Here is a 19,616-nt window from a genome sequence, read left to right as displayed (position 1 = left end):
AAGGGTAATGGGTAATGGGTTCTCTTAAAACTCCTCATTTATAGCGCAAACTGCTGTAACCCCAACGGCCTCCAGTCATCACAGAGCGTCGAGGATAATCTGGGGGGATATTTGTACCCGTAACCTCTGTTGTCCAGCGTCCTCCCACATTCACAAAGGCTAACCCATCGGAAACACCGGCAATATCGACAAATTCCACAGGTAGAACCCAATTCGCCTGACGATCCTTGACCCCTGCCCGATCGCCAATTCGCGCGATCGCCAAGCCATTTTCAAACGGTTCTATCGGATGAACTTGGGCAAATTCAGGCACATGAAATCCCCCTTCAATCATCCAGGTTCCTTGGGAATTAATATAGCCCCAAGTGCTGTCTCCTTGAACGCCTGCGAGACCTTCAGAAAAAGGTTGAGCCTGTTGAAATTGAGGTTCAATTACCATTGTTCCAGAGCGGTCAATATAGCCCCAGAGTCCACCGACTTTCACCGCCGCCAGCCCTTCAGAAAAGGCTTTTACTTCCTCGTAAACCGGTTCGATGACAATTTTTCCAGTTTTGTCGATAAAGCCGTAACGGGGCTTTCCTGGCTCGGTTTCCTGCAAAATCCAGGCTCGTCCCTCGGAAAACGAAGAGACTTCATCAGGTTGGGGGTCAATCACATAGGCTCCAGTGCGATCGACAAACCCATAACCCCCGCGCTCTTGCAGCTTCACCAAAGCCAGACCATCAGAAAACGCTTCAATAAAGTGGTCAATTTCAAACAAAAATTCCCCTTCTCGATCATAAATGGCGGTGTAGGGATAGCTGCGACCCAGACGGACTAAACCTTCTGAGAATTCGCCAATATAACCATTTTGTTCTAAGATGACTTGGCCTTCTGGGGTGATGGCTTGCCAGAGGCTACCGGTTCTCACCCTGGCGATACCATCTTCAAAGATGCTGGCATAGTCATATTGGGCAGGAATGACGATTTCCCCTTGGGGGTTCATGTAACCCATTTTGAAGTTGGGGCCGCGAAAAACAGCTAACCCTTCCGAAAATTCACTGATGCCACCCAGTTCTGGGGGCAAGTCAAAGGGGTCTTCACCAACGGCGATGTAGGCTTGGGGTAGGGTGCGAGAGATAGCCAGAACTTGGCAAAAAGAAGCGGCCATTTCCCCTCTAGTTGCGGGTTCGGTGGGGCGCAGTTGCCGCACTTGGGGATAGTTGAGGATCAATCTACCGATCGCGGCGTTGGCGATCGCTTCTTTTGCATAGTTGGGAATCGCGTCAACATCATCAAAGACTTGATTGAGAAAGGCTTCAGTGTCTTCTGGTGCGGTAAAGTCGCTGGCACTTTGGAGAACCACAAAGGCTTCGGTGCGGGTAATGGGTTGGTTGGGGCGAAAAGTGCGATCGGGGTATCCGCTAAAAAATTGCAGCTCATAGGAGCGTTTGATCGTCTGATACGCCCAATGGGATGAGGGAACATCCTTAAAGGTAATGGCCTCCCGCTCAGAAAAGGAATGGGTGCGAAAAGCATTGATCATCATCGTGGCGAACTCTGCCCTAGTGATCGAGGCATCCGGGCGAAATGTGCCATCGGGATAACCCACCCATCCCCGTCCAGAGGACAGTCGTTCAATGCAGTCAGAAGCCCAGTAATTTTGGGTATCGGGAAACGCAGATACGGGTAATGTAGAGAGGAGATAGCTCAAGGCGGCGATCGCCCCAGATGCCCTAAGTAGAAAGGATGACAATGAACAGACCATAAAACCCAATTCTCCCCTAAAAAACCCTCGTTAGCGGCTGTGGCTAGTGCTAGACTAGATTGATGCCAACGCTGAGAAGGATGGCGATCGCTACACAGACAAGAGTTTGAGCTAAAGCTTTCATACGTTTCATTTCAAAGACGATTCAACTTAAGAATTTCTTAATTTACCATCGTACGATACTCCGGCCCCCATCCTCCCCATCCCCCCATCAAGGTAAAATAAGGTCTGGCGTTTTGGATAAAGGCAATTTATGAATGTACTATCGATCCCCACTTGGGTAATTCATGTTTCCAGTGTGATGGAGTGGATCATCGCCATTTGGCTAATTTGGCGTTATGGAGAACTAACCGGCGATCGCCGTTGGTCCTGGCTTTCCCTCGCCATGATTCCCGCCCTCATCAGCGCCATGTCTGCCTGTACCTGGCATTTCTTCGACAACGATCCCAACCTAGAATGGATTGTCACCCTACAAGCCGCCATGACCGTTGTCGGCAATTGTACCCTTTGCGCCGCCGGTTGGCTCCTTTGGCGACAAACCCAATCTCAAGCTTAAACCTCAACCCTTCTTACCCATTACCAGCACGAAGCGCTATAACAATGTCTAAAGATGCCCTATTTGCAATATCCTTGTTTCCCTATTTAGGATTCCTATGGTTTATTACCCGCTCTGGACAAATGCCCCGGTTAGCCCTGATTGGCTTTTATATGACCTTAGTCTTTGTCGGCGTAACCATTCCCGCCGGGATTTACGCCCAAGTCGTTTACCATGAAGCCCTCGCTAATGTAGACTGGCTCCATGGCGGCGCAGAAATTTTCCTCAGTATTTCCAATATCCTAATCGTCCTGGGATTTTATCAAGCCGTTAGATCTCAACAAGCAAAAGTATCTGACAGTTAAGCCAATTGTAGGGGCGGGTTAACCCATATCTAGGAACCCCACAAATAACCTCACTAAACCCGCCCGAATAGAGTCAATATACAACCATTACCAATCACCAGCGCCTACACCCGTAAGTCATCTAATTCCAAAGGCTTCAACTCAGCAGCAACTTGTTTTTCTCGTAGTCTTTCCACGAAAGCTCCTGGATCTTGAACGTGCCATTTTTGGGGCAATTTCACCCCTTGCAAAAATCCAAAGCGATCGCCCTTAATCACAATCAAAACAGGATAAGTTTCGGTATTAGTTTGTCCTGAATACTCTCCTACTAAAGGTTTTAGCAAAGATTTCAGATTCTTTCGCATTGCTTCTTCAGATGCCTCTTCTAAAGACAGAGTAATCACAATCCAAGATTGGGGAACATCGGGTACAGCAGGTGAAGAAACAACCCCAGAAGGTTGACTCTCAAGGTTGGGCGCAGGATTTTGGAGAATTGCTTGCTCTACAGGAGTCGAAACCGGAGCAGAATCTATGGAATGAAAAGGTGATTCAATAGGGGATTCAACAGAGCATGGCGGTTCATCTTCCATCCCCTGTTGAATCTCTTCTAAATTTACCTTTTCCGCCTCACTAACCGTCAGTTGCGTTTGCTCGTTCCAGCGACTCACTTTTCCCGTTAAAATCACCGGCACATCAGTCGCTAAATTACCTTTCACCCGTTCATAATCATCCCCCCAAACCTTCGCTTCTCCTTTCGTGGTTAAATCTTCCAGGTTCAGAATCACCATTAACTTACCCGACTTCGTGGTAATTTCTTTGATCTCTGTAATCATCACCACCACTTTAACCGGCTTGCGACTACTTGCATCTTCTAAATCAACGAGATTGATCGGTTTTGGATCTAAGGTTTGAGCCAGTTTCGCCACAGAATTTAGCGGATGTTCAGACACATAAAAACCGAGTAACTCCTTCTCCATTTGCAGCTTGTCCGCCAACGTAATTTCCGGCACAGGAGCAGCTTTAGGAGCCACTTCATGGGCACGACCATTGGTATTTTGACTGCTAAAGGGAGTATTGCCCAACATATCAAATAAATTGGGGCCACTTTCCCGGTCTTTCGCCCGACTCTGGGCCCAGGGTACAACCTTTTCCAAATCCGCTAACAGTTGGGCACGATTATCATCAAATGCATCAAATGCACCACACTTAATTAGAGATTCTAAGGCACGGTTATTAACCGTCCGCAAATCCACGCGATCGCACAAATCAGCCAATGCCTTAAACTCCCCTTCCTCTCTAGCTCTTAAAATACCATCAATCGCCCCTTGCCCTAAATTTTTCACCGCCGATAAACCAAACAAAATAGTGTGGTTTTTAGTCGGCGTAAATTCCACACCAGAGCGATTAATATCCGGTGGTTCAATCTTTATACCCATTTCTCGACAATTGGCGATATATTTACCGACTTTATCCTGATCGCCACTATTGGAAGTCAGCAAAGCGGCCATATATTCGACCGGATAATTGGCTTTCAGATAAGCCGTTTGATAGGTAACATAAGCATAGGCTGTAGAGTGGGATTTATTAAAGCAATACTCAGCAAACAAAACCATCTGGTCAAACAAACTTTCGGCAATGGTTTTATCGATGCCATTTTTAGCTGCACCATCCATAAAAATATTGCGGTGTTTCTGCATTTCGGCCATTTTCTTTTTCCCCATGGCTCGGCGCAGTAAGTCCGCTTCTCCTAGGGAATAACCCGCTAAATCCTGAGCCACTTTCATGATCTGTTCTTGATAGACCAAAACTGCATAGGTTTCATTCAAGATTGGCTCTAACAGTTCATGGTCATAAACAATCTTTTCGATGCCATGTTTGCGGTTAATAAACTTAGGAATTAGACCCGCATCCAGCGGCCCCGGTCGATAGAGGGCGAGAATGGAAGAAATATCTTCAATACAGGAGGGTTTCAGCTCCCGAACCACTTGGCGCATCCCGGAAGATTCTAATTGAAAAATGCCTTCTAAATCTCCTTTTTCTAAAAGCTTATAGGTTTTCTTGACATCATCAGGAAACTTCTTGATCCTCTGATACGTTTCTTGCGCTCTGCGTTCATCAGCAGGGATATCATAGGGGTCTATTTTTCGGTTTTCATCCTGTTCAATATACTCTAAGGCTGTTTGAATTGTGGTCAAATTCTTTAAGCCCAAAAAGTCCATTTTCAGCAATCCTAATGCCTCAATATTCTCCATGGAATATTGAGTGATTACAGATCCATCATTATTCCTTTGTAGGGGGACAATTTCATCTAACGGTTCTTTAGAAATGACCACACCCGCAGCATGAACCCCAAAGGTTTTGTTGGTTCCTTCAATTCTCATGGCCATGTCTATCCACTGACGAACACGCTCATCTGATTCGTATTTTTGTTTAAATTCCGGTGTCGGTGTTTGCTCGGAAACCATGATTTTTAGCTTCGTGGGTTTCCCCCTAGAAACGGGAATCATTTTCGCCATTTGGTCTGCTTCTGAGTAGGGAATATTCAGAACTCGCGCCACGTCTTTAAGCACTGCTTTCGAGGTCATGCGGTTAAAGGTAATAATCTGAGCAACCCGTTCTTTACCATATTTTTCGGTTACATACTCAATCACATCATCCCGACGTTCAATGCAAAAATCGGTATCAATATCCGGCATTGATTTCCGTTCGGGGTTCAAAAATCGCTCGAATAAAAGTCCATGGTGAACGGGGTCAATGTTGGTAATTCTTAAGGCATAGGCAACTAATGAACCGGCGGCAGAACCGCGACCGGGGCCAACGGGAATGTTATGATCTCTAGCATATTTAATATAATCCCAAACTACTAAGAAATAGGTGGAAAATCCCATGCGCTGGAGCATTTTGAGTTCATATTCGAGGCGCTCTTTATAGACGGGTTTGAGTTCGTCTCGACTTTTGAGTTCTAAGCGTTCTAGCAGTCCATCCCAGGCTTGTTTTTCTACATAGGTGTCGGGGGTGTGATCTTTGGGAATGGGATAATCGGGGATGCGGGGTTCTCCGAGAATGCCCTTGTAAGGTTCGATTTTTGACGCGACTTCTAGGGTATTGGCGATCGCCTCCTGAATCACCTCATCCGGAAGATGATCCCGGAATAATAATGCCATTTCCTCAGCCGTTTTCAGGTATTCTGTCCCGCTATAGCGCATCCGCTTCTCATCGGTAATCAAACTGGCGGTATTGATGCACAACAAAGCGTCATGAGCTTCGGTATCGTAACAGGAAATAAAGTGGGAATCGTTGGTAGCAACCAGTTTAATCCCCAATTCTTGCCCGATTTTCATCAATTCTACATTTACAATCCGGTCTTCTTGGGAGCCATGGTCTTGAATTTCTAGATAATAGTCATCTTGGAATAAATTCTGATACCATTTCGCTACTTCTCGCGCTTTTTCCATATCTCCTGTGAGGATGAGTTGGGGGATTTCGCTGCCTAAACAGCCACTGGTTAAAATCAGCCCTTCGTGATACTGTTCTAGCAGTTCCTTGTTAATGCAAGGACGGGAAAAAATTCCTTTTCCTTGAATGCCTTTTAAGTTGGATATGGTTGTTAATTTGACTAGGTTTTTATAACCTTGGGTGTTTTTAGCGAGTACCAATTGGTGATATTTCTTGATTTTTTTATATTTGGTTTCAATATCCCCATTAATGATATACATTTCATTACCAATAATGGGGTTGACTGGACTATTACGACAGGCTTTAATTAATTCGATCGCTCCATACATTACCCCATGATCGGTGATGGCGATCGCGGGCATTTCCAATTCCTGAGCTTTGCCCACCAGTTGGGCGATTTGAGACGCGCCATCGAGTAAGCTATAGTCGGTGTGAATATGTAATCCTACGAAAGACATAATCTAGTTTGCCATGAAGCAACAATGAGAGTTATTATAACAAAGTCAAGAACTTTTTGAAGCCTGTTCACTCAAACAGAAGATGAAACCATGACAGATTACATATGAAATAACGAATGCTATTTATCGAATGGGAAAAGCTGGACAACTAGAAGCAGATGAAGTACAAACTGCTGTAATATCAAGTCCGGTTATTCATGTCCGCGAAGCGGAAACACCCTAATTAAAAATCTAGGGAGCAAGATGCTCCCACTCCAGTAATATCAAGGGATTGGAGGAGTGCGGGCATCTTGCCCGCTTCCTGAATCCCATTTTCGCTTCCTGAATCCCATTTTCGCTTCCTGAATCCCATTTTCATGTCCGCTTGCGGAAACCGGATTTGATATTATTTGCTGGGACTCAGATAATATCCTGGAATGGGAAAGGGTGGCATTTCGACAAATTCGCGGATGGTTTTGAAGTATTCTTCTCCTGCTAAAGGGGCAACGGTACTATGATCGCCAGGGGGAAAGAGCCAGAGTTTTTTGGGTTCCGGGGCAGCAGCAAACAGTTCTTCGCTCATAAAGGAAGGAACGGCGGTATCTTGTTGTCCATGAATGAAGAGGGTGGGCATTTTTAATTGGGGAACTTTGGCTAGGGAATTAAATTGGTTTTGCAATAAGAGATCGATGGGCAAGATGTTGAGTAAAGGATAGCGATAATCTCCCATGCGTCGCAGGGAGGTAAACGATCCTTCAATAATGAAATGGGAAATTTGGGGGTGTTTGGTGGCTAATTCTATGCCGATCGCCCCTCCTAGGGAATGACCATACACCACAATCTGTTCTGGTGCTATCCCCCGCTCGTTCACCAAGTAGTCCCAGATGGTGTCAGTATCGTCATAAACCTGTTTCTCTGTGGGAAATTCACCCTGAGATTGACCGTATCCGCGATAATCGAAGAGGAAGACGGAAAAGCCGAGATGGTAAAATCGCCCGGCGTGATAGGCGTTTGTACCAATGTTATCGGCGTTACCATGAAGATAGAGGAGGACGCGATTACTCGCAGAATTGGGAATCCACCACCCATGTAACTTGACTCCCGGTTCTACGGACTCTACCCAAACGTCCTCATAGTCTAAATTAAAATCGGCTGGGGTGCGGGTAATTTCTTCCACGGGGAAAAAAATTAACCGGGTTTGGATCGCCCAATAATACCAACACAGACTGCCATAGGCGATCGCCAAACCGGCCAAAAAAATCCATAATCCTTGATGTAATAAGGCCATCAACATGATTTGAAGGGGAATAACAACAAACGAAGAGCAACCCCGTGGCTATCCGTTCTCTTAATTGTAAAGAAAAAGAACCCAACCCCGGAGTTGTTTTGACTACAGAGAGGGTTGTTTTAAGTGCCAGTTGGTGGTTTGCTCGTAGGCGTGGGCAACTTGCAATAATACATCTTCGCGCAATACATCCCCTATCAGTTGCAGTCCAATGGGTAGCCCTTGGCGATCGAATCCGCAGGGAATACTTAATCCTGGCAGTCCGGCTAAATTAACGGGAATGGTCATTAAATCCGATAGATACATGCTAATGGGATCTTTGGTTTTTTCGCCCGCTTTGAATGCTGTGGTAGGAGCTGTGGGAGAAACTAAGATATCCACCGAAGCAAAGGCTTTTTCAAAGTCCTGTTTAATCAGGGTGCGTACCTTTTGGGCTTTGAGATAATAGGCATCATAATAACCCGCAGATAGGGCATAGGTTCCGATCATAATCCGCCGTTTGACTTCTGGGCCAAATCCTTGGGCGCGGGTTTTTTCGTACATGGAGAGCAGGTTATCCCCTTGTTCTGCGCGGAAGCCGTATTTTACGCCATCATAGCGGGCTAAGTTGGCGGAGGCTTCGGAGGGGGCAATAATGTAATAGGCGGGTAAGCCGTAGCGGAAATTGGGACAGGAAATAGTTTGAATTTCTGCGCCTAAATCTTGTAGATGGCTAATGGCTTTTTTGACAGCTTCATCGACTTCTGGATCGAGTCCTGTACCAAAGGTTTCGGTGATGATGCCAATTCTTAACCGCCCTTTGGATTTGAGGTTGGGTTTGAGTAAATCGGCATAGTGGGGGATTTTCACATTCAGACTGGTGGAGTCTTTGGGATCGTAACCGGCGATCGCCTCTAAGACAATAGCGGCATCTTCTACGGTACGCCCAAACGGCCCGATTTGATCCAGGGATGAGGCATAAGCGACCAAGCCATACCGGGACACTAACCCATAGGTCGGTTTTAAGCCGACAATGCCACAAAACGAAGCCGGAAGCCGAATCGACCCCCCAGTGTCCGATCCGAGGGATACAGGGCATTCTGACCCAGCTACAGCCGCCGCCGAACCCCCGGATGAACCCCCCGGAACGCGGCTTAAATCCCAAGGGTTGGCGGTGAGTTGATAGGCAGAGCTTTCGGTGGAGCTACCCATGGCAAACTCATCCAGGTTGGTTTTACCGACGATCACCGCTCCTGCGTCTTTGAGCTTTTGGGAAACTGTAGACTCGTAGGGGGGGATAAAGTTCTGGAGAATTTTGGAGGCGCAGGTGGTGGGCACTCCAGGGGTACACATATTATCTTTAATGGCGATCGGAATCCCCGTCAACGGCCCGATCTCTTCTCCGGCTGCGATTTTCTCATCAACAGCCTTGGCTTGGGCTAACGCCTGTTCTCCCATCACCGCCAAAAAACTATGGAGCTTTGGTTCTAGGGTTTCAATGCGATCGATCGCCTCTTGGGCCAATTCTACAGCCGATCGCTCTTTCGTCACAAGCTGTTGGTGCAACTCGCGGATGGATGCCATGCTTATACCTTCTGTGTTTGCGATTTAGCGTTTTAAATCCTATCAAGATTCAGAGGGGAATGGGGATGGGTAATGGGTAATCGGTAATCGGCAGAAGGGTAATCTCCCCATCCCTAATAGAGCGAGGACTCGATTTCCTGGCGCAGGCGGTAGAGGATGGCTTGGGAGTCGAGTTGTTGTAGAATTTGGTGGATAACGGTACTTGGCCCCAAATTGCCCCAGGTACAGCCTTGTTGCAGGTAAACGCGGGTAATTTGTCCGACTTGATAGGCTCCATAACCGGCGATCGCCCCTTGCAAAATGGCTCCAGGTATCCAAGCGCTTAATCCTGCCGTTTCTCCGGTGGCTCCGACAACGGTGGCGGCAGTTTTGCCCATTCCCAGGAGGACGGTTGCGAGTTCTCCTAAAATCAAGCTTCCTGAACTGAATAACAGGGTTTTCCAGAGTTTTCGCGCTTCGCGATCGGTGAGGGGTAAGCCATACAAGCGACTGAGGGCGCGGATCAGGGCTAAATCGGCGATCGCTCCCCCTGGAATGTCCAACAGGGCGATCGGATTGACAGCAATGGCTAAGGCTTTAGAGCGGGTATACTGCCAAATCAGAGCCTCTGCCTGTTGATGGTGAACATCCAAGGTTTTTTGGGCAATTCTCGCTTCGGCAGCTTGGGTTTGCACCAAGGCATTTAGGGCAAGCAGCGATCGCCCTTCCCGGTTCAGCACCTGCAAAATTTTCCCCCGCAATTCCTCAATTTGGGGCGCAGCATATTCCCATTCATACCGCACTTCACCGTCTGGCAACTCCACCCGCACTTGTCTGGGCATGGGTTCGGCTGCCACCCGCACCATCTCCTGGGTTGTTAGCAGTTGGGTTAACTCTTCCCGTTGTCCCAATTGTTGCAGGTTGCGACTAATGGCAGCTAAATCTGGATCGGGATATAAATCGACCTTATTAAAGACCAAAATTAACGGTTTGTGGGTATGGGCTAAAAACAGCAGGGCATCATATTCCGTTTGGGTAATATCTCCCGCCACGACAAATAAAATTAAATCTGCTTCTTGGGCCACTTCCCTAGCCATATCAGCCCGCACTTCTCCGCCAATTTCGTCGAGTCCAGGGGTATCGATTAACTCAATTTGCACCTTACTTTGTCCTTGGGGTATCCAACGCACCGATCGCGGCCATTGAGTCACCCCATGGATGGGGCCAGTGGGCAGAATTTTTTGACCCACTAATCCATTCAAAACCGCCGATTTTCCCCGACTCACCAAGCCAAACGCAGCAATGCGAATCACGTTTTGATCGAGTTTTTCCAGGTTCCCATGGAGAATTTGGAGTTCCGGTTGAATGGCTAGAGCAGGGTCTTGGCGCAGCAGGGGATTATACTGGGCCAGCGATCTCCGAATACTCGCACGAGCCAGGTTTAGGTGGGTTTCTTGACGGGTGGATTGTCTACTCAAGGAATCTACGGTTTATATCTGATAACGCTCTGTTGTTTTGATATAGTTATTTTACCCTATTTATGAGATCGTCGTCCCCATCTCTAACTCTCCTTAATTCAATTACCCCTGACATCTGCAAAAGCGAGATATGATATAAGGGTAGCATTCTCAAGGACTTAAGATCGGGTAAGCCTAGAAAAGATTATCAATTATGAAATATATTTCCAAACTGCGATCGCTCAAAATTCCTCTACAAGTGGTTTTAATAGTACCTTTTGTGGTTCAATTGGTCGCTGTTGTAGGTCTGGTAGAATATTTTGCTTATCAAACCAGTCGAGCGTCTGTTGACCACTTGGCCGATCGTTTATTAGTGAATACCTCTAGGGAAATCCGTCGAGAGATTGATGATTATATGGACATTTCCCAAGAATCCTTGAAAGGGTATCAAGGGAAATTGAATACATTTTTGAGGGAATTAAATTTCTCTGAAGCAGGTCAAAGTTTGATTTTAGAATCCTCTGGAGAGGTGGTAGCGACTTCTACCGAAGAAACTTTTTTTATTGAGCTAGAGCCAGGAGAACCGCAATCCTTAAAAGTAACAGAAAGTGAAAATCGACGCACTCAGGCGATCGCTTTAGCGCTGCAAGAGCATTTTAGTCCATTGAGCAAACTTCAAGACGCGCAAACCTTAGACCTCACAATCGAGGATCGAAACGAGTTTGTGCGGATTACCCCTTACTCAGATAAATCTGGACTCGATTGGTTGATTGTCGTCTCGATTCCAGAATCGGATTTTATGGCTGAAATTTACGCCAATACTAACCGCACCTTAAAATTATCGGCGATCGCCCTAATCATTGCCATGGCAACCGGAATCTTAACCTCACGGACGATCGCCACTCCGATTCAACGACTCAGCGAAGAGAGTATCGCCCTGGCTGAACGACGCTGGGAACCCTTCATGGGAACAAAAAGTGCGATCGCCGAAATCTCCCTTTTATCGGACTCATTCGATCGCACTGCCGAACAACTTCAAAATGCCCTCGAAGCATCTGAAGAAAAATTTGCCACCATTTTCCGTACCAGTCCCGATCCCATTGCTATTGTTAATCTTCCGGACGGAAAAATGATAGAAGCCAATCAGAGGCAGATGGAATTCCTAGGATACTCTCGTGACGAAGTAATTGGTTATACCACCTTAGACTTGCAACTTTGGGGCAATTTGAGCGATCGAGAGCAATTTTTGAATATCCTCAAATCAGAAGGAAGTGTTTCCAATCTAGAAGTGCCCATACAAGTTAAATCAGGTGCAATTAAAACGGTACTGGTTTCGGCTGAATTATGCCAAATCCAAGACGAAACCTATATACTGGTAGTGACTAAAGATATTACACAGCGCAAACGACTCGAACTAGAGATTCAAGCCTCAGAACAAAAACTCAAAAGAATTTTTAATAGCGTCAGTGGTGCCATTACTTACTTACAAGTATATCCCGATCGCACCTGGACAATCAATCAAGTCTCTGAAGGCAGTGAAATTATCTCTGGCTATCATCCCTCCGAGTTAATCTCCGATCCTTATTTTTGGATTTCCCGGACTTATCCGGGGGACTGGAGTCGGATTGAAGAGCCACTTTTTACAGATATTTTTGCCGAGCAAATGGGAGTCTATGAGTATCGGATTTATGATAAAAGCGGTCAAACTCGATGGATCTCCCAAACCCACAGTTCGACCTGGGATGAGCAGCAACAGTGTTGGCATGTAACCCTCATTTCCTTAGATATTAGCGATCGCAAACAACTCGAACTCGAACTGCAACAAGCCAAAGAAGCCGCAGAATCGGCCAACCAAGCCAAAAGCACCTTTTTGGCCAATATGAGCCACGAACTCCGCACCCCCCTCAATTCTATCCTCGGCTATCCCCAGCTTTTAATCAATAGTCCCAGTCTGTCAAAGCGCGATCGCGAATTTGTAAAAATCATTGAAGACAGTGGCGAATATTTACTCAGCTTAATCAATCAAGTTCTCGATATTTCCAAAATTGAAGCCGGTCATATCACATTTGAGCCTAGCAACTTCCAACTCGCAAGTCTACTCGAAAATCTTGAAGTGATGTTCGTGCAGAAAGCGCACAAAAAAGAATTAGACTTGAACATAAACCGCCAACCGGATGTTCCTGATATCCTGAATACCGATGAAATTAAACTCCAACAAATCTTAGTTAATTTACTCAATAATGCCATTAAATTTACCGATCGAGGCTCCGTAACTCTAACGATCCAACTCTCAAGCCGGGATAGCAACCATCTAGAATTTAAAGTTAGCGATACAGGCGTGGGAATTGCCCCAGAAGAAATCAAAAATCTATTTGAAGCCTTTGTGCAAACTCAAAGTGGGAAAAACACTCAAGAAGGGACAGGATTAGGGTTAACAATCAGTCAAAAATTTGCGCGATTACTCGGAGGTGAATTAACCGTCGAGAGTGAACTAGGAAAAGGTACAACTTTTAAGTTTGATATTCCGATTGCCCAAGAATCAAGCGTTTGTGATTTGCAATCCACCCATAGCGATAAACCAGTTAGTCTAGCGCCCGATCAACCTCAGTATCGAATTTTAGTCGTTGATGACAATCCAATGAACCGTCAACTGCTGGTAACCCTGTTAAAAAATTGGGGCTTTGAAGTCGCCGAAGCCACCGATGGCGAACAAGCGATCGTGCAATGTCAAACCTGGCAACCGGATCTCATTTTTATGGATATCAGAATGCCCAAACTTAATGGCGATCGAGCAACGGAAATAATCCGTCAACAAATGCCAGATAGCCGAGTGGTGATTATCGCTGTAACTGCTAGTGCGTTTTCTGAAAACCGAAGCAAATTTCTCGGTTTAGGCTGTAATGCTTTTATTGGCAAGCCCTTTAAGAAAGAACAGATTATCAGCACTCTAGAACAGTATCTCAATGCAAAATTTATCTCCCCATCCAGTTCCCAAGATTCAACTGCTGTTACTCCCTCATTAACTCTGGAACAACTTCAAAATTTGCCCCAAACCTGGAAAAAAAACTTTTGCCAAGCTATTCTGGAGGGAGATATCGACTATATGTTGCAGCTCATCATTGAACTAGAAGATCGCGATCGAAGTCTAGCTAAAACCTTAGAGGCTTTGACCGGTTCTTTTCAGTTTGACCAATTATCTCAACTGGTTCAGCAAATCGATCAAGCCGATCGAATCTAGCTAATTTTTATCCTTGCCATGCCCCCCGAAACGAATCCCGATAAATACATCGTAAAGGAAACTCCAGAAACTTTGTTTTTCTAGAAGCCCTAGGGTTTGGGTGCAGCCTTTACGATCTAACAGGGGTTTCATTACTCCATAGGTTTTTTGGTAGTAGTACCAGGGAATGGAGGGCCAAAGATGATGAACGAGATGGTAGTTTTGGCCAAAGATTAATAGATTGAGAATGGGACTGGGGTAAACTCTGGCGTTTTTCCATCGGGCGGTTTCATGGAAGGGGCGATGGGGAAGATAGTCAAAGAATAAGCCTAGGGCTAAACCGACGATCCCACTGGGAACGAACCAGAAGTTGAGGATATAACTTAAGAAACCCCAATGACAGGCGGCTGCAACGATCGCCACCACCACTAAACGACTGAGAAACCATTCGAGCAGCTCATTGTTTTTCCAGAGTTTGCGCCGGAAAAAGTAGATCTCGTGGTAGAAGAAGCGAGCATTGATTAACCAGAGCGGCCCCCCGGTGGAGACAAAATGATCGGGGTCGTTTTCGGGATCGTTGACGTTGAGGTGATGCTCGATGTGGACGCGGGTAAAGACCGGGAAGGCAAAGCCGAGCATGAGGGCGCTCCCGTGACCGAGAATGGCGTTGAGTCGGCGATCGCGGTGTGCGGCATTATGGGAGGCATCATGAATAATGGTTCCTGCTAAATGCAAAGCCAAGATACTCTCGACAAATGAGAGCCAATGGGGTAACCCCCCCCACCAATATCCCCAGACTGACAGTCCAATTAAGATTAGAGCTGCCAAGAACATAATCACATTGAGATTCAAAAACGTCTCAGGTGGATGAAGCAACTCTTTGGGAACGGTCAGGGGTCTTTGTGCCTCCGACACCATCATGCGATTCGGTACTCCTTCATGTAACTCGTACAAATAAGCCTTTGGGTAGTATAGAGGATGAGGGGGACATAATAAAGTTTTGTAACATCAACTCATTTATTGACATCCTCCCCGGTCTAAAGACACGGGGATTCCTAAACCTCACAATTTAGGTTTCTGCTTCATAGCAGTTGCCTTCACCGATTTACTCGACTCCGGTCTTACACTCGCTCCACAGACTGACACCGCAAGTCCTGCGGCCAAAATGTTCTTACTCGCATTTATATCACGATCGTGGTGTCTGCCACACTTCGGACAATCCCACTCTCGAATGTTTAACGGCATGGTTTCCAGCGTATACCCGCAGTTACTACACCGTTTAGAGCTAGGGAACCATCTATCTATTTTGATTAAGTTCCGACCATACCACTGACATTTGTATTCCAGTTGACGGATTAACTCTCCCCAGCTTGCATCGGATATAGACTGGGCTAATTTTCGGTTTTTAACCATATTCTTAACAGCCAAGTCCTCAACTACAATCGTTTGGTTTTCACGAATGAGTTGAGTCGTTAGCTTATGCAGATGGTCTTTGCGGGTATCGGTTATCTTCAGGTGAGCTTTAGCTAGTTTAACTCTCGCCTTATACCGATTGTTAGAGCCTTTCTGTTTTCGGGACAGGCTTTTCTGAAGTCTTCTCAGTTTACGGTAGTGTTTCTTGAGGTGCTTCGGGTTGCGGATCTTTTCCTCATCCGAGGTAATCACTAAGCTACTCAGACCTAAGTCAATTCCTACTGCTTTGTCATTAGGGGGTAAGGGTTTGAGGGTGGGGTCATTAAATCTAATGGAGATGTGCCAACGTCCAGATGGATGTAACTTTACGGTTACAGAACTCGGTTGAACTCCTGGGGGAATTTGACGAGACCATCGGATGGGTAAGGGTTGGACACACTTGGCTAAATAGAGCTGATTATCCTTAAATTTAAAGGCGGATTTTGTAAATTCGGCAGTACCTCCTTGGTGTTTTTTCTTGAAATTGGGATACTTCGCGCGACCAGCAAAGAAGTGGGTAAATGCACTTTGTAAGTGTCTTAACCCTTGCTGTAAGGGAACGCTGCTGACTTCATTCAAGAAATCTAATTCTTCTTGTTTTTTCCACCCGGTTAGCAGGAAAGAGGTTTGGCCATAGCTCACTCTTTCTTGTCGTTCATACCAAGCCTGAGTCCTTTCCTGGAGCGCTCTATTGTAAACTAATCTTACACAGCCCAAAGTACGCCGCAAGAGTCCCTCTTGCTCAGGTGTGGGGTAAAATCGGTAATTAAAGGCTTTCTCCATAGAACTATCCCTCGATCGCCTTTATCTTACAAATAGAGCATCAAAATGGATATATAGTGATGAAACTCCTGTTGTTCCTCTTGCCGAGTGTCCTCCTACCTTGGGAAAGTAGCGATCGCCTCTGGCAAACCTATGCCCACCAACCCACTCAGGTTTCTGTCCTGGAGACTCAGGAATCTGGGGTTTCCGGATGGTTAGCCATGGAGGGAGGATTTCCCCAACCGGGTTTCACCCGCTTTACGCCCGCCAATTTTGGCTCTCAACGACTCAATGAGCATTTGGGTTGGTATTTATATCAAGTAGCCTTGTATGGGCCGCCCGATATTCTGATTGTGGGCAGTTCCCGCGCCCTGCAAGGGGTCGATCCTTTGGCCTTAAGAAAAGCCCTAGGGGAGAGAGATTCCGGGCCCTTGAGGATCTACAATTTTGGCATTAATGGGGCCACAGTCCAAGTAGTCGATCTGTTGATTCGGGAAATTCTTACCCCCGATCAACTCCCTCGTCTGATTCTCTGGGCTGATGGAGTGCGGGCGTTTAATAGCGGTCGGCGCGATCGTACTTATCAATCTATTATTGAATCTGAAGGCTATCAACTGCTTTTGCGGGGCGTGCGTCCCAGGGTTCCTCTACTGTTGCCCGATGGGGAGCAGTGTTATGACTTCCCTGTACCTTTTGCCAGTTCAGAACCATCAGTTTCGTTACTCTCTCATACCTTAAGTTCTCCTTGTCTATTGCCTCCGGTTTCCGAACGCCATCAAGCTTCGATCTGGGAGAAGGCTCTGGCGACGATTCAGGCGAACCGCACTTTGAGCGATTTAACCCCTTTGGGCTTTTTACCGGTGGAGCAAGTGTTTAACCCGCAAACTTACTATACTCAGTATCCTCGCATTGCTGGACAGTTTGATGGGGATTATAGTCAATTCTATCTTCAGGGAGAACAGGCGATCGCCCTTTCTCAACTGGTGACCTATACCCAAAGACGGCAGATCCCCTTAGTATTCGTCAATCTTCCCCTAACGGCTGATTATCTCGATCCGGTGCGTTTGGCCTATGAACAAGAGTTTCACCAGGAACTTAATGGGTGGGTCAATCATCAAGGCTTAAAGGTGGTGAATCTGGTTCACCCTGAGCTAAATAATTTACAAAATCCCGACTATTTTGCCGATCCCAGTCATATTAATCAATGGGGGGCGATCGCCGTTGCACGTGAATTGGCCAAACGTGCTAACATTCCTTGGCCAAAATCTCAATCTAGGATGGAACAGGCAAGGTAAATATGAATATGAGATCGGGTAGTCCCGTCTACTGGTTATTTGTATTTAGCCTCGCAGGGGCTGCGATCCTCTGGATACTTCGAGGAATTGGTTTGTTGACCTTTATCCCTGGAGGGATCATCATTTTGCTGCTGTGGACAGCGATCGCTGCTGGTATCCTCCAGTTGAGCGTAACCCGTTTCTAGCCTCTCGTTACAAAACTTGATGATTAGAAAAAGTTAGGCTATAATTCTCCCGTGGTGTGAATAAGCATATTCTTTTAAACAAAATGAAAAACTCTTCTACTGTTACCTTGGCTACTCAAAGCAAAGCCACATCAACCTCAGTTCAAGCCAAAGAATCCTGGAAAAAGATGCAGAACTTGTATCAGGCCGATCAACAAGTGAAATATTTGCACTTAGAAGCTGAAGTGGAATGCTTGTTACAGCAGATCCAAGTGATGAGTGGAAATAAACCATCTCTCTAAATTGGTTCCTCCCTCCTCGTTCTCGTTTGAAGGGAATGTGTGGCTCGAATGTAGAGAGGGGAGTTTTGTGCTGATGCTCCCACGTAACATAGGGTTAACTCATATAATGAGGTAACCCGATACCTAAGACGAGCCATGAGTTTATCTTTACCTCATCTTATCCTCCTGACGTGGAATTCCCTATGGCGTAATCCCTTGCGTTCAAGTTTAACCTTGGTGGGTGTATTTATGGGTGTTTTTGCCGTAGATGCCACCTTAAAGGTAGGTACGATTTCCAGGGCCGTCATGGAAAAAGACTTAGCGGAACGGGAAGCACCACAGGTTGAAATCTGGAAAGGGTACATGACTCCAGAGGACAAGGAGTTTCTCAAGCAACGGTTAACTGGGGTAGAGGCGATCTCAACCAAACAATATATCAGTTGGGGGGGTTCAGTCTTCTTTGAAGACCAGCACGCTAGTGCTACGACAAGCGCTGTATCTGAAGCCTTGCTCTCGACTGCGGGCCGACAGGTGATTCAGGGAAGAGGGTTTACGCCAACAGATTTTATCGAGTTTCGTTCAGTGGCGATCGTCGATGAATATCTGGTCGATCAGCTCTTTGAAGACCGAAATCCCATCAATCAACGTCTATATGTGCAGGGCAGACCCTATACGATTATTGGTGTCGTTGTAACCCTTCCAGCCGAAGGGGAGCGACAAGGACTGGTTTTTATCCCTTCAACTCTTCATTATGCCCTGACCGGTTCTCGGACATTTCATAATATGTTAATTCGCCCCCAAAGTCTAGAACAGCTTAACGATCTAGAAAAGCAGGTCGAGGCTTTAATGAAGCAAAGATTTCCGCAACAGGGGTTTTGGGTAGGAACGAATATCGATGAAATCTTAGAACAACAAACGACCCTGAAGTTAGCCTCCCAAGGATTAGCATTGGTGGGATTAATCGCTCTGTTTGTTGGGGGTGTGGGCATTGCCAACATTAGCATTGCTTCCGTGATGGAAAGAACTGCTGAAATTGGACTACGTTTGGCTATTGGGGCAACGGAGCGCGATATTTTATTTCAATTTATTCTCGAAGCCACCCTACTGAGTTTGGTTGGGGGGGTAATGGCGATCGCCACAGTTCACGGTTTAACCCTGATTGTCAGCGATCGCTTTAACTTACCCTACCGTTTCGATCCCCAAGTCGCTGGATTTTCCCTCGGATCGGCCCTAGTTGTTGGCATGGGAGCTGGCTTGTTTCCAGCTTGGCAAGCCAGTCAACTCGATCCCGTCAAAGCTTTACGAGCCTAAATTCATCATGGACTTGACTTTAAACTAAAAATTGATAATAATAGAAGATCGGAGTGCTTATTTAGGTTACTGAGAGCCTCCCAGAAGCGGAACTGGCGGAATTGGTAGACGCGCTAGATTCAGGTTCTAGTGTCCGCAAGGACTTCGGGGTTCAAGTCCCCGGTTCCGCATCAACAGAAGGCTATACACCTTGACACTCCCCGCTCTAAAGAGACGGGGATTCTTGGTTCATTGAGATTACTTGCTTAGACAAAATCACTTCTGAAAAAGTAGAGGTATTCTCTCCCCAAGCGTTTATTGGGTCTATCCCAAAAGTTCCCGTATGCCCTAC

At 46.3% G+C, this 19,616-nt stretch carries 14 protein-coding genes, 1 tRNA gene and 1 pseudogene; 8 read left to right on the top strand and 8 right to left on the bottom strand.

What is annotated here, in order from left to right:
* Nucleotides 1-34: 34 nt before the first annotated feature.
* Nucleotides 35-1,747: a WG repeat-containing protein gene (locus tag PJF56_RS09495; RefSeq protein ID WP_283762426.1), complete on the bottom strand. Its 1,713-nt coding sequence runs from the start codon at nt 1,745-1,747 to the stop codon at nt 35-37.
* Nucleotides 1,748-2,000: 253 nt separating this feature from the next.
* On the opposite strand from PJF56_RS09495, the gene PJF56_RS09490 reads away from it, so the two are divergent.
* Together PJF56_RS09490 and PJF56_RS09485 are read left to right on the top strand one after the other, a co-directional pair.
* Nucleotides 2,001-2,303: a DUF2499 domain-containing protein gene (locus PJF56_RS09490; protein ID WP_283762425.1), complete on the top strand. Its 303-nt coding sequence runs from the start codon at nt 2,001-2,003 to the stop codon at nt 2,301-2,303.
* Between the two features lie 44 nt (nt 2,304-2,347).
* A complete protein-coding gene (locus PJF56_RS09485) occupies nt 2,348-2,647 on the top strand; it encodes a DUF3593 domain-containing protein (protein WP_283762424.1) in 300 nt (99 codons plus the stop codon).
* Between the two features lie 104 nt (nt 2,648-2,751).
* Here the strand turns inward: PJF56_RS09485 and PJF56_RS09480 are convergent, their stop codons facing one another.
* From PJF56_RS09480 to PJF56_RS09465, 4 genes are all read right to left on the bottom strand, one after another.
* Nucleotides 2,752-6,540 carry a DNA polymerase III subunit alpha gene (locus tag PJF56_RS09480; protein ID WP_283762423.1) on the bottom strand — a complete coding sequence of 1,263 codons (3,789 nt, stop codon included), beginning with the start codon at nt 6,538-6,540 and terminating at the stop codon, nt 2,752-2,754.
* A 385-nt stretch (nt 6,541-6,925) separates the two neighbouring features.
* Nucleotides 6,926-7,813, bottom strand: a complete 888-nt coding sequence (locus tag PJF56_RS09475; protein ID WP_283762422.1) for an alpha/beta hydrolase — start codon at nt 7,811-7,813, stop codon at nt 6,926-6,928.
* Nucleotides 7,814-7,909: 96 nt separating this feature from the next.
* Entirely contained in the window at nt 7,910-9,367 is a 1,458-nt protein-coding gene (gene gatA / locus PJF56_RS09470) for an Asp-tRNA(Asn)/Glu-tRNA(Gln) amidotransferase subunit GatA (protein ID WP_283762421.1), read from the bottom strand.
* Between the two features lie 113 nt (nt 9,368-9,480).
* Complete coding sequence (locus PJF56_RS09465; protein WP_283762420.1) at nt 9,481-10,824, bottom strand: GTP-binding protein; 1,344 nt, start codon at nt 10,822-10,824, stop codon at nt 9,481-9,483.
* Between the two features lie 193 nt (nt 10,825-11,017).
* On the opposite strand from PJF56_RS09465, the gene PJF56_RS09460 reads away from it, so the two are divergent.
* Entirely contained in the window at nt 11,018-14,041 is a 3,024-nt protein-coding gene (locus PJF56_RS09460; RefSeq protein WP_283762419.1) for an ATP-binding protein, read from the top strand.
* Here PJF56_RS09460 and crtR read toward each other — a convergent pair whose 3' ends face one another.
* Together crtR and PJF56_RS09450 are read right to left on the bottom strand one after the other, a co-directional pair.
* Nucleotides 14,042-14,941, bottom strand: coding sequence for a beta-carotene hydroxylase (crtR, locus tag PJF56_RS09455; RefSeq protein ID WP_347179509.1), 900 nt, complete (start codon nt 14,939-14,941; stop codon nt 14,042-14,044).
* A gap of 141 nt (nt 14,942-15,082) precedes the next feature.
* On the bottom strand, nt 15,083-16,255 hold the full coding sequence (locus PJF56_RS09450; protein ID WP_283762417.1) for an RNA-guided endonuclease InsQ/TnpB family protein: 1,173 nt from the start codon (nt 16,253-16,255) through the stop codon (nt 15,083-15,085).
* A gap of 59 nt (nt 16,256-16,314) precedes the next feature.
* On the opposite strand from PJF56_RS09450, the gene PJF56_RS09445 reads away from it, so the two are divergent.
* From PJF56_RS09445 to PJF56_RS09425, 5 genes are all read left to right on the top strand, one after another.
* On the top strand, nt 16,315-17,529 hold the full coding sequence (locus PJF56_RS09445) for a hypothetical protein (RefSeq protein WP_283762416.1): 1,215 nt from the start codon (nt 16,315-16,317) through the stop codon (nt 17,527-17,529).
* Between the two features lie 2 nt (nt 17,530-17,531).
* Nucleotides 17,532-17,714: a hypothetical protein gene (locus PJF56_RS09440; protein WP_283762415.1), complete on the top strand. Its 183-nt coding sequence runs from the start codon at nt 17,532-17,534 to the stop codon at nt 17,712-17,714.
* Nucleotides 17,715-17,797: 83 nt separating this feature from the next.
* The gene (locus PJF56_RS09435) at nt 17,798-17,995 is read left to right on the top strand and encodes a hypothetical protein (protein WP_283762414.1); all 198 of its coding nucleotides are present in this window, start codon (nt 17,798-17,800) and stop codon (nt 17,993-17,995) included.
* A 135-nt stretch (nt 17,996-18,130) separates the two neighbouring features.
* Nucleotides 18,131-19,285, top strand: a complete 1,155-nt coding sequence (locus PJF56_RS09430; RefSeq protein ID WP_283762413.1) for an ABC transporter permease — start codon at nt 18,131-18,133, stop codon at nt 19,283-19,285.
* An 86-nt stretch (nt 19,286-19,371) separates the two neighbouring features.
* Nucleotides 19,372-19,455, top strand: a tRNA-Leu gene (locus tag PJF56_RS09425).
* 35 nt (nt 19,456-19,490) lie between these two features.
* On the opposite strand, the pseudogene PJF56_RS22140 reads toward PJF56_RS09425, so the two are convergent.
* Nucleotides 19,491-19,616, bottom strand: a pseudogene (locus tag PJF56_RS22140) (RNA-guided endonuclease TnpB family protein); the annotation flags it as partial.

Source organism: Roseofilum halophilum BLCC-M91, from assembly GCF_030068445.1.
GTDB lineage: Bacteria > Cyanobacteriota > Cyanobacteriia > Cyanobacteriales > Desertifilaceae > Roseofilum > Roseofilum halophilum.
Note: the sequence above shows the minus strand (reverse complement) of the source record. Positions and strands in the feature narration are given on the sequence as shown.

Coding starts and splice junctions, on each gene's coding strand:
- PJF56_RS09460 (WP_283762419.1), top strand. CDS start 11,018: ATGAAATATATTTCCAAACTGCGATCGCTCAAAATTCCTCTACAAGTG.
- PJF56_RS09495 (WP_283762426.1), bottom strand. CDS start 1,747: ATGGTCTGTTCATTGTCATCCTTTCTACTTAGGGCATCTGGGGCGATC.
- gatA (WP_283762421.1), bottom strand. CDS start 9,367: ATGGCATCCATCCGCGAGTTGCACCAACAGCTTGTGACGAAAGAGCGA.
- PJF56_RS09450 (WP_283762417.1), bottom strand. CDS start 16,255: ATGGAGAAAGCCTTTAATTACCGATTTTACCCCACACCTGAGCAAGAG.
- PJF56_RS09445 (WP_283762416.1), top strand. CDS start 16,315: ATGAAACTCCTGTTGTTCCTCTTGCCGAGTGTCCTCCTACCTTGGGAA.
- PJF56_RS09480 (WP_283762423.1), bottom strand. CDS start 6,540: ATGTCTTTCGTAGGATTACATATTCACACCGACTATAGCTTACTCGAT.
- crtR (WP_347179509.1), bottom strand. CDS start 14,941: ATGATGGTGTCGGAGGCACAAAGACCCCTGACCGTTCCCAAAGAGTTG.
- PJF56_RS09435 (WP_283762414.1), top strand. CDS start 17,798: ATGAAAAACTCTTCTACTGTTACCTTGGCTACTCAAAGCAAAGCCACA.
- PJF56_RS09475 (WP_283762422.1), bottom strand. CDS start 7,813: ATGTTGATGGCCTTATTACATCAAGGATTATGGATTTTTTTGGCCGGT.
- PJF56_RS09490 (WP_283762425.1), top strand. CDS start 2,001: ATGAATGTACTATCGATCCCCACTTGGGTAATTCATGTTTCCAGTGTG.
- PJF56_RS09440 (WP_283762415.1), top strand. CDS start 17,532: ATGAATATGAGATCGGGTAGTCCCGTCTACTGGTTATTTGTATTTAGC.
- PJF56_RS09430 (WP_283762413.1), top strand. CDS start 18,131: ATGAGTTTATCTTTACCTCATCTTATCCTCCTGACGTGGAATTCCCTA.
- PJF56_RS09485 (WP_283762424.1), top strand. CDS start 2,348: ATGTCTAAAGATGCCCTATTTGCAATATCCTTGTTTCCCTATTTAGGA.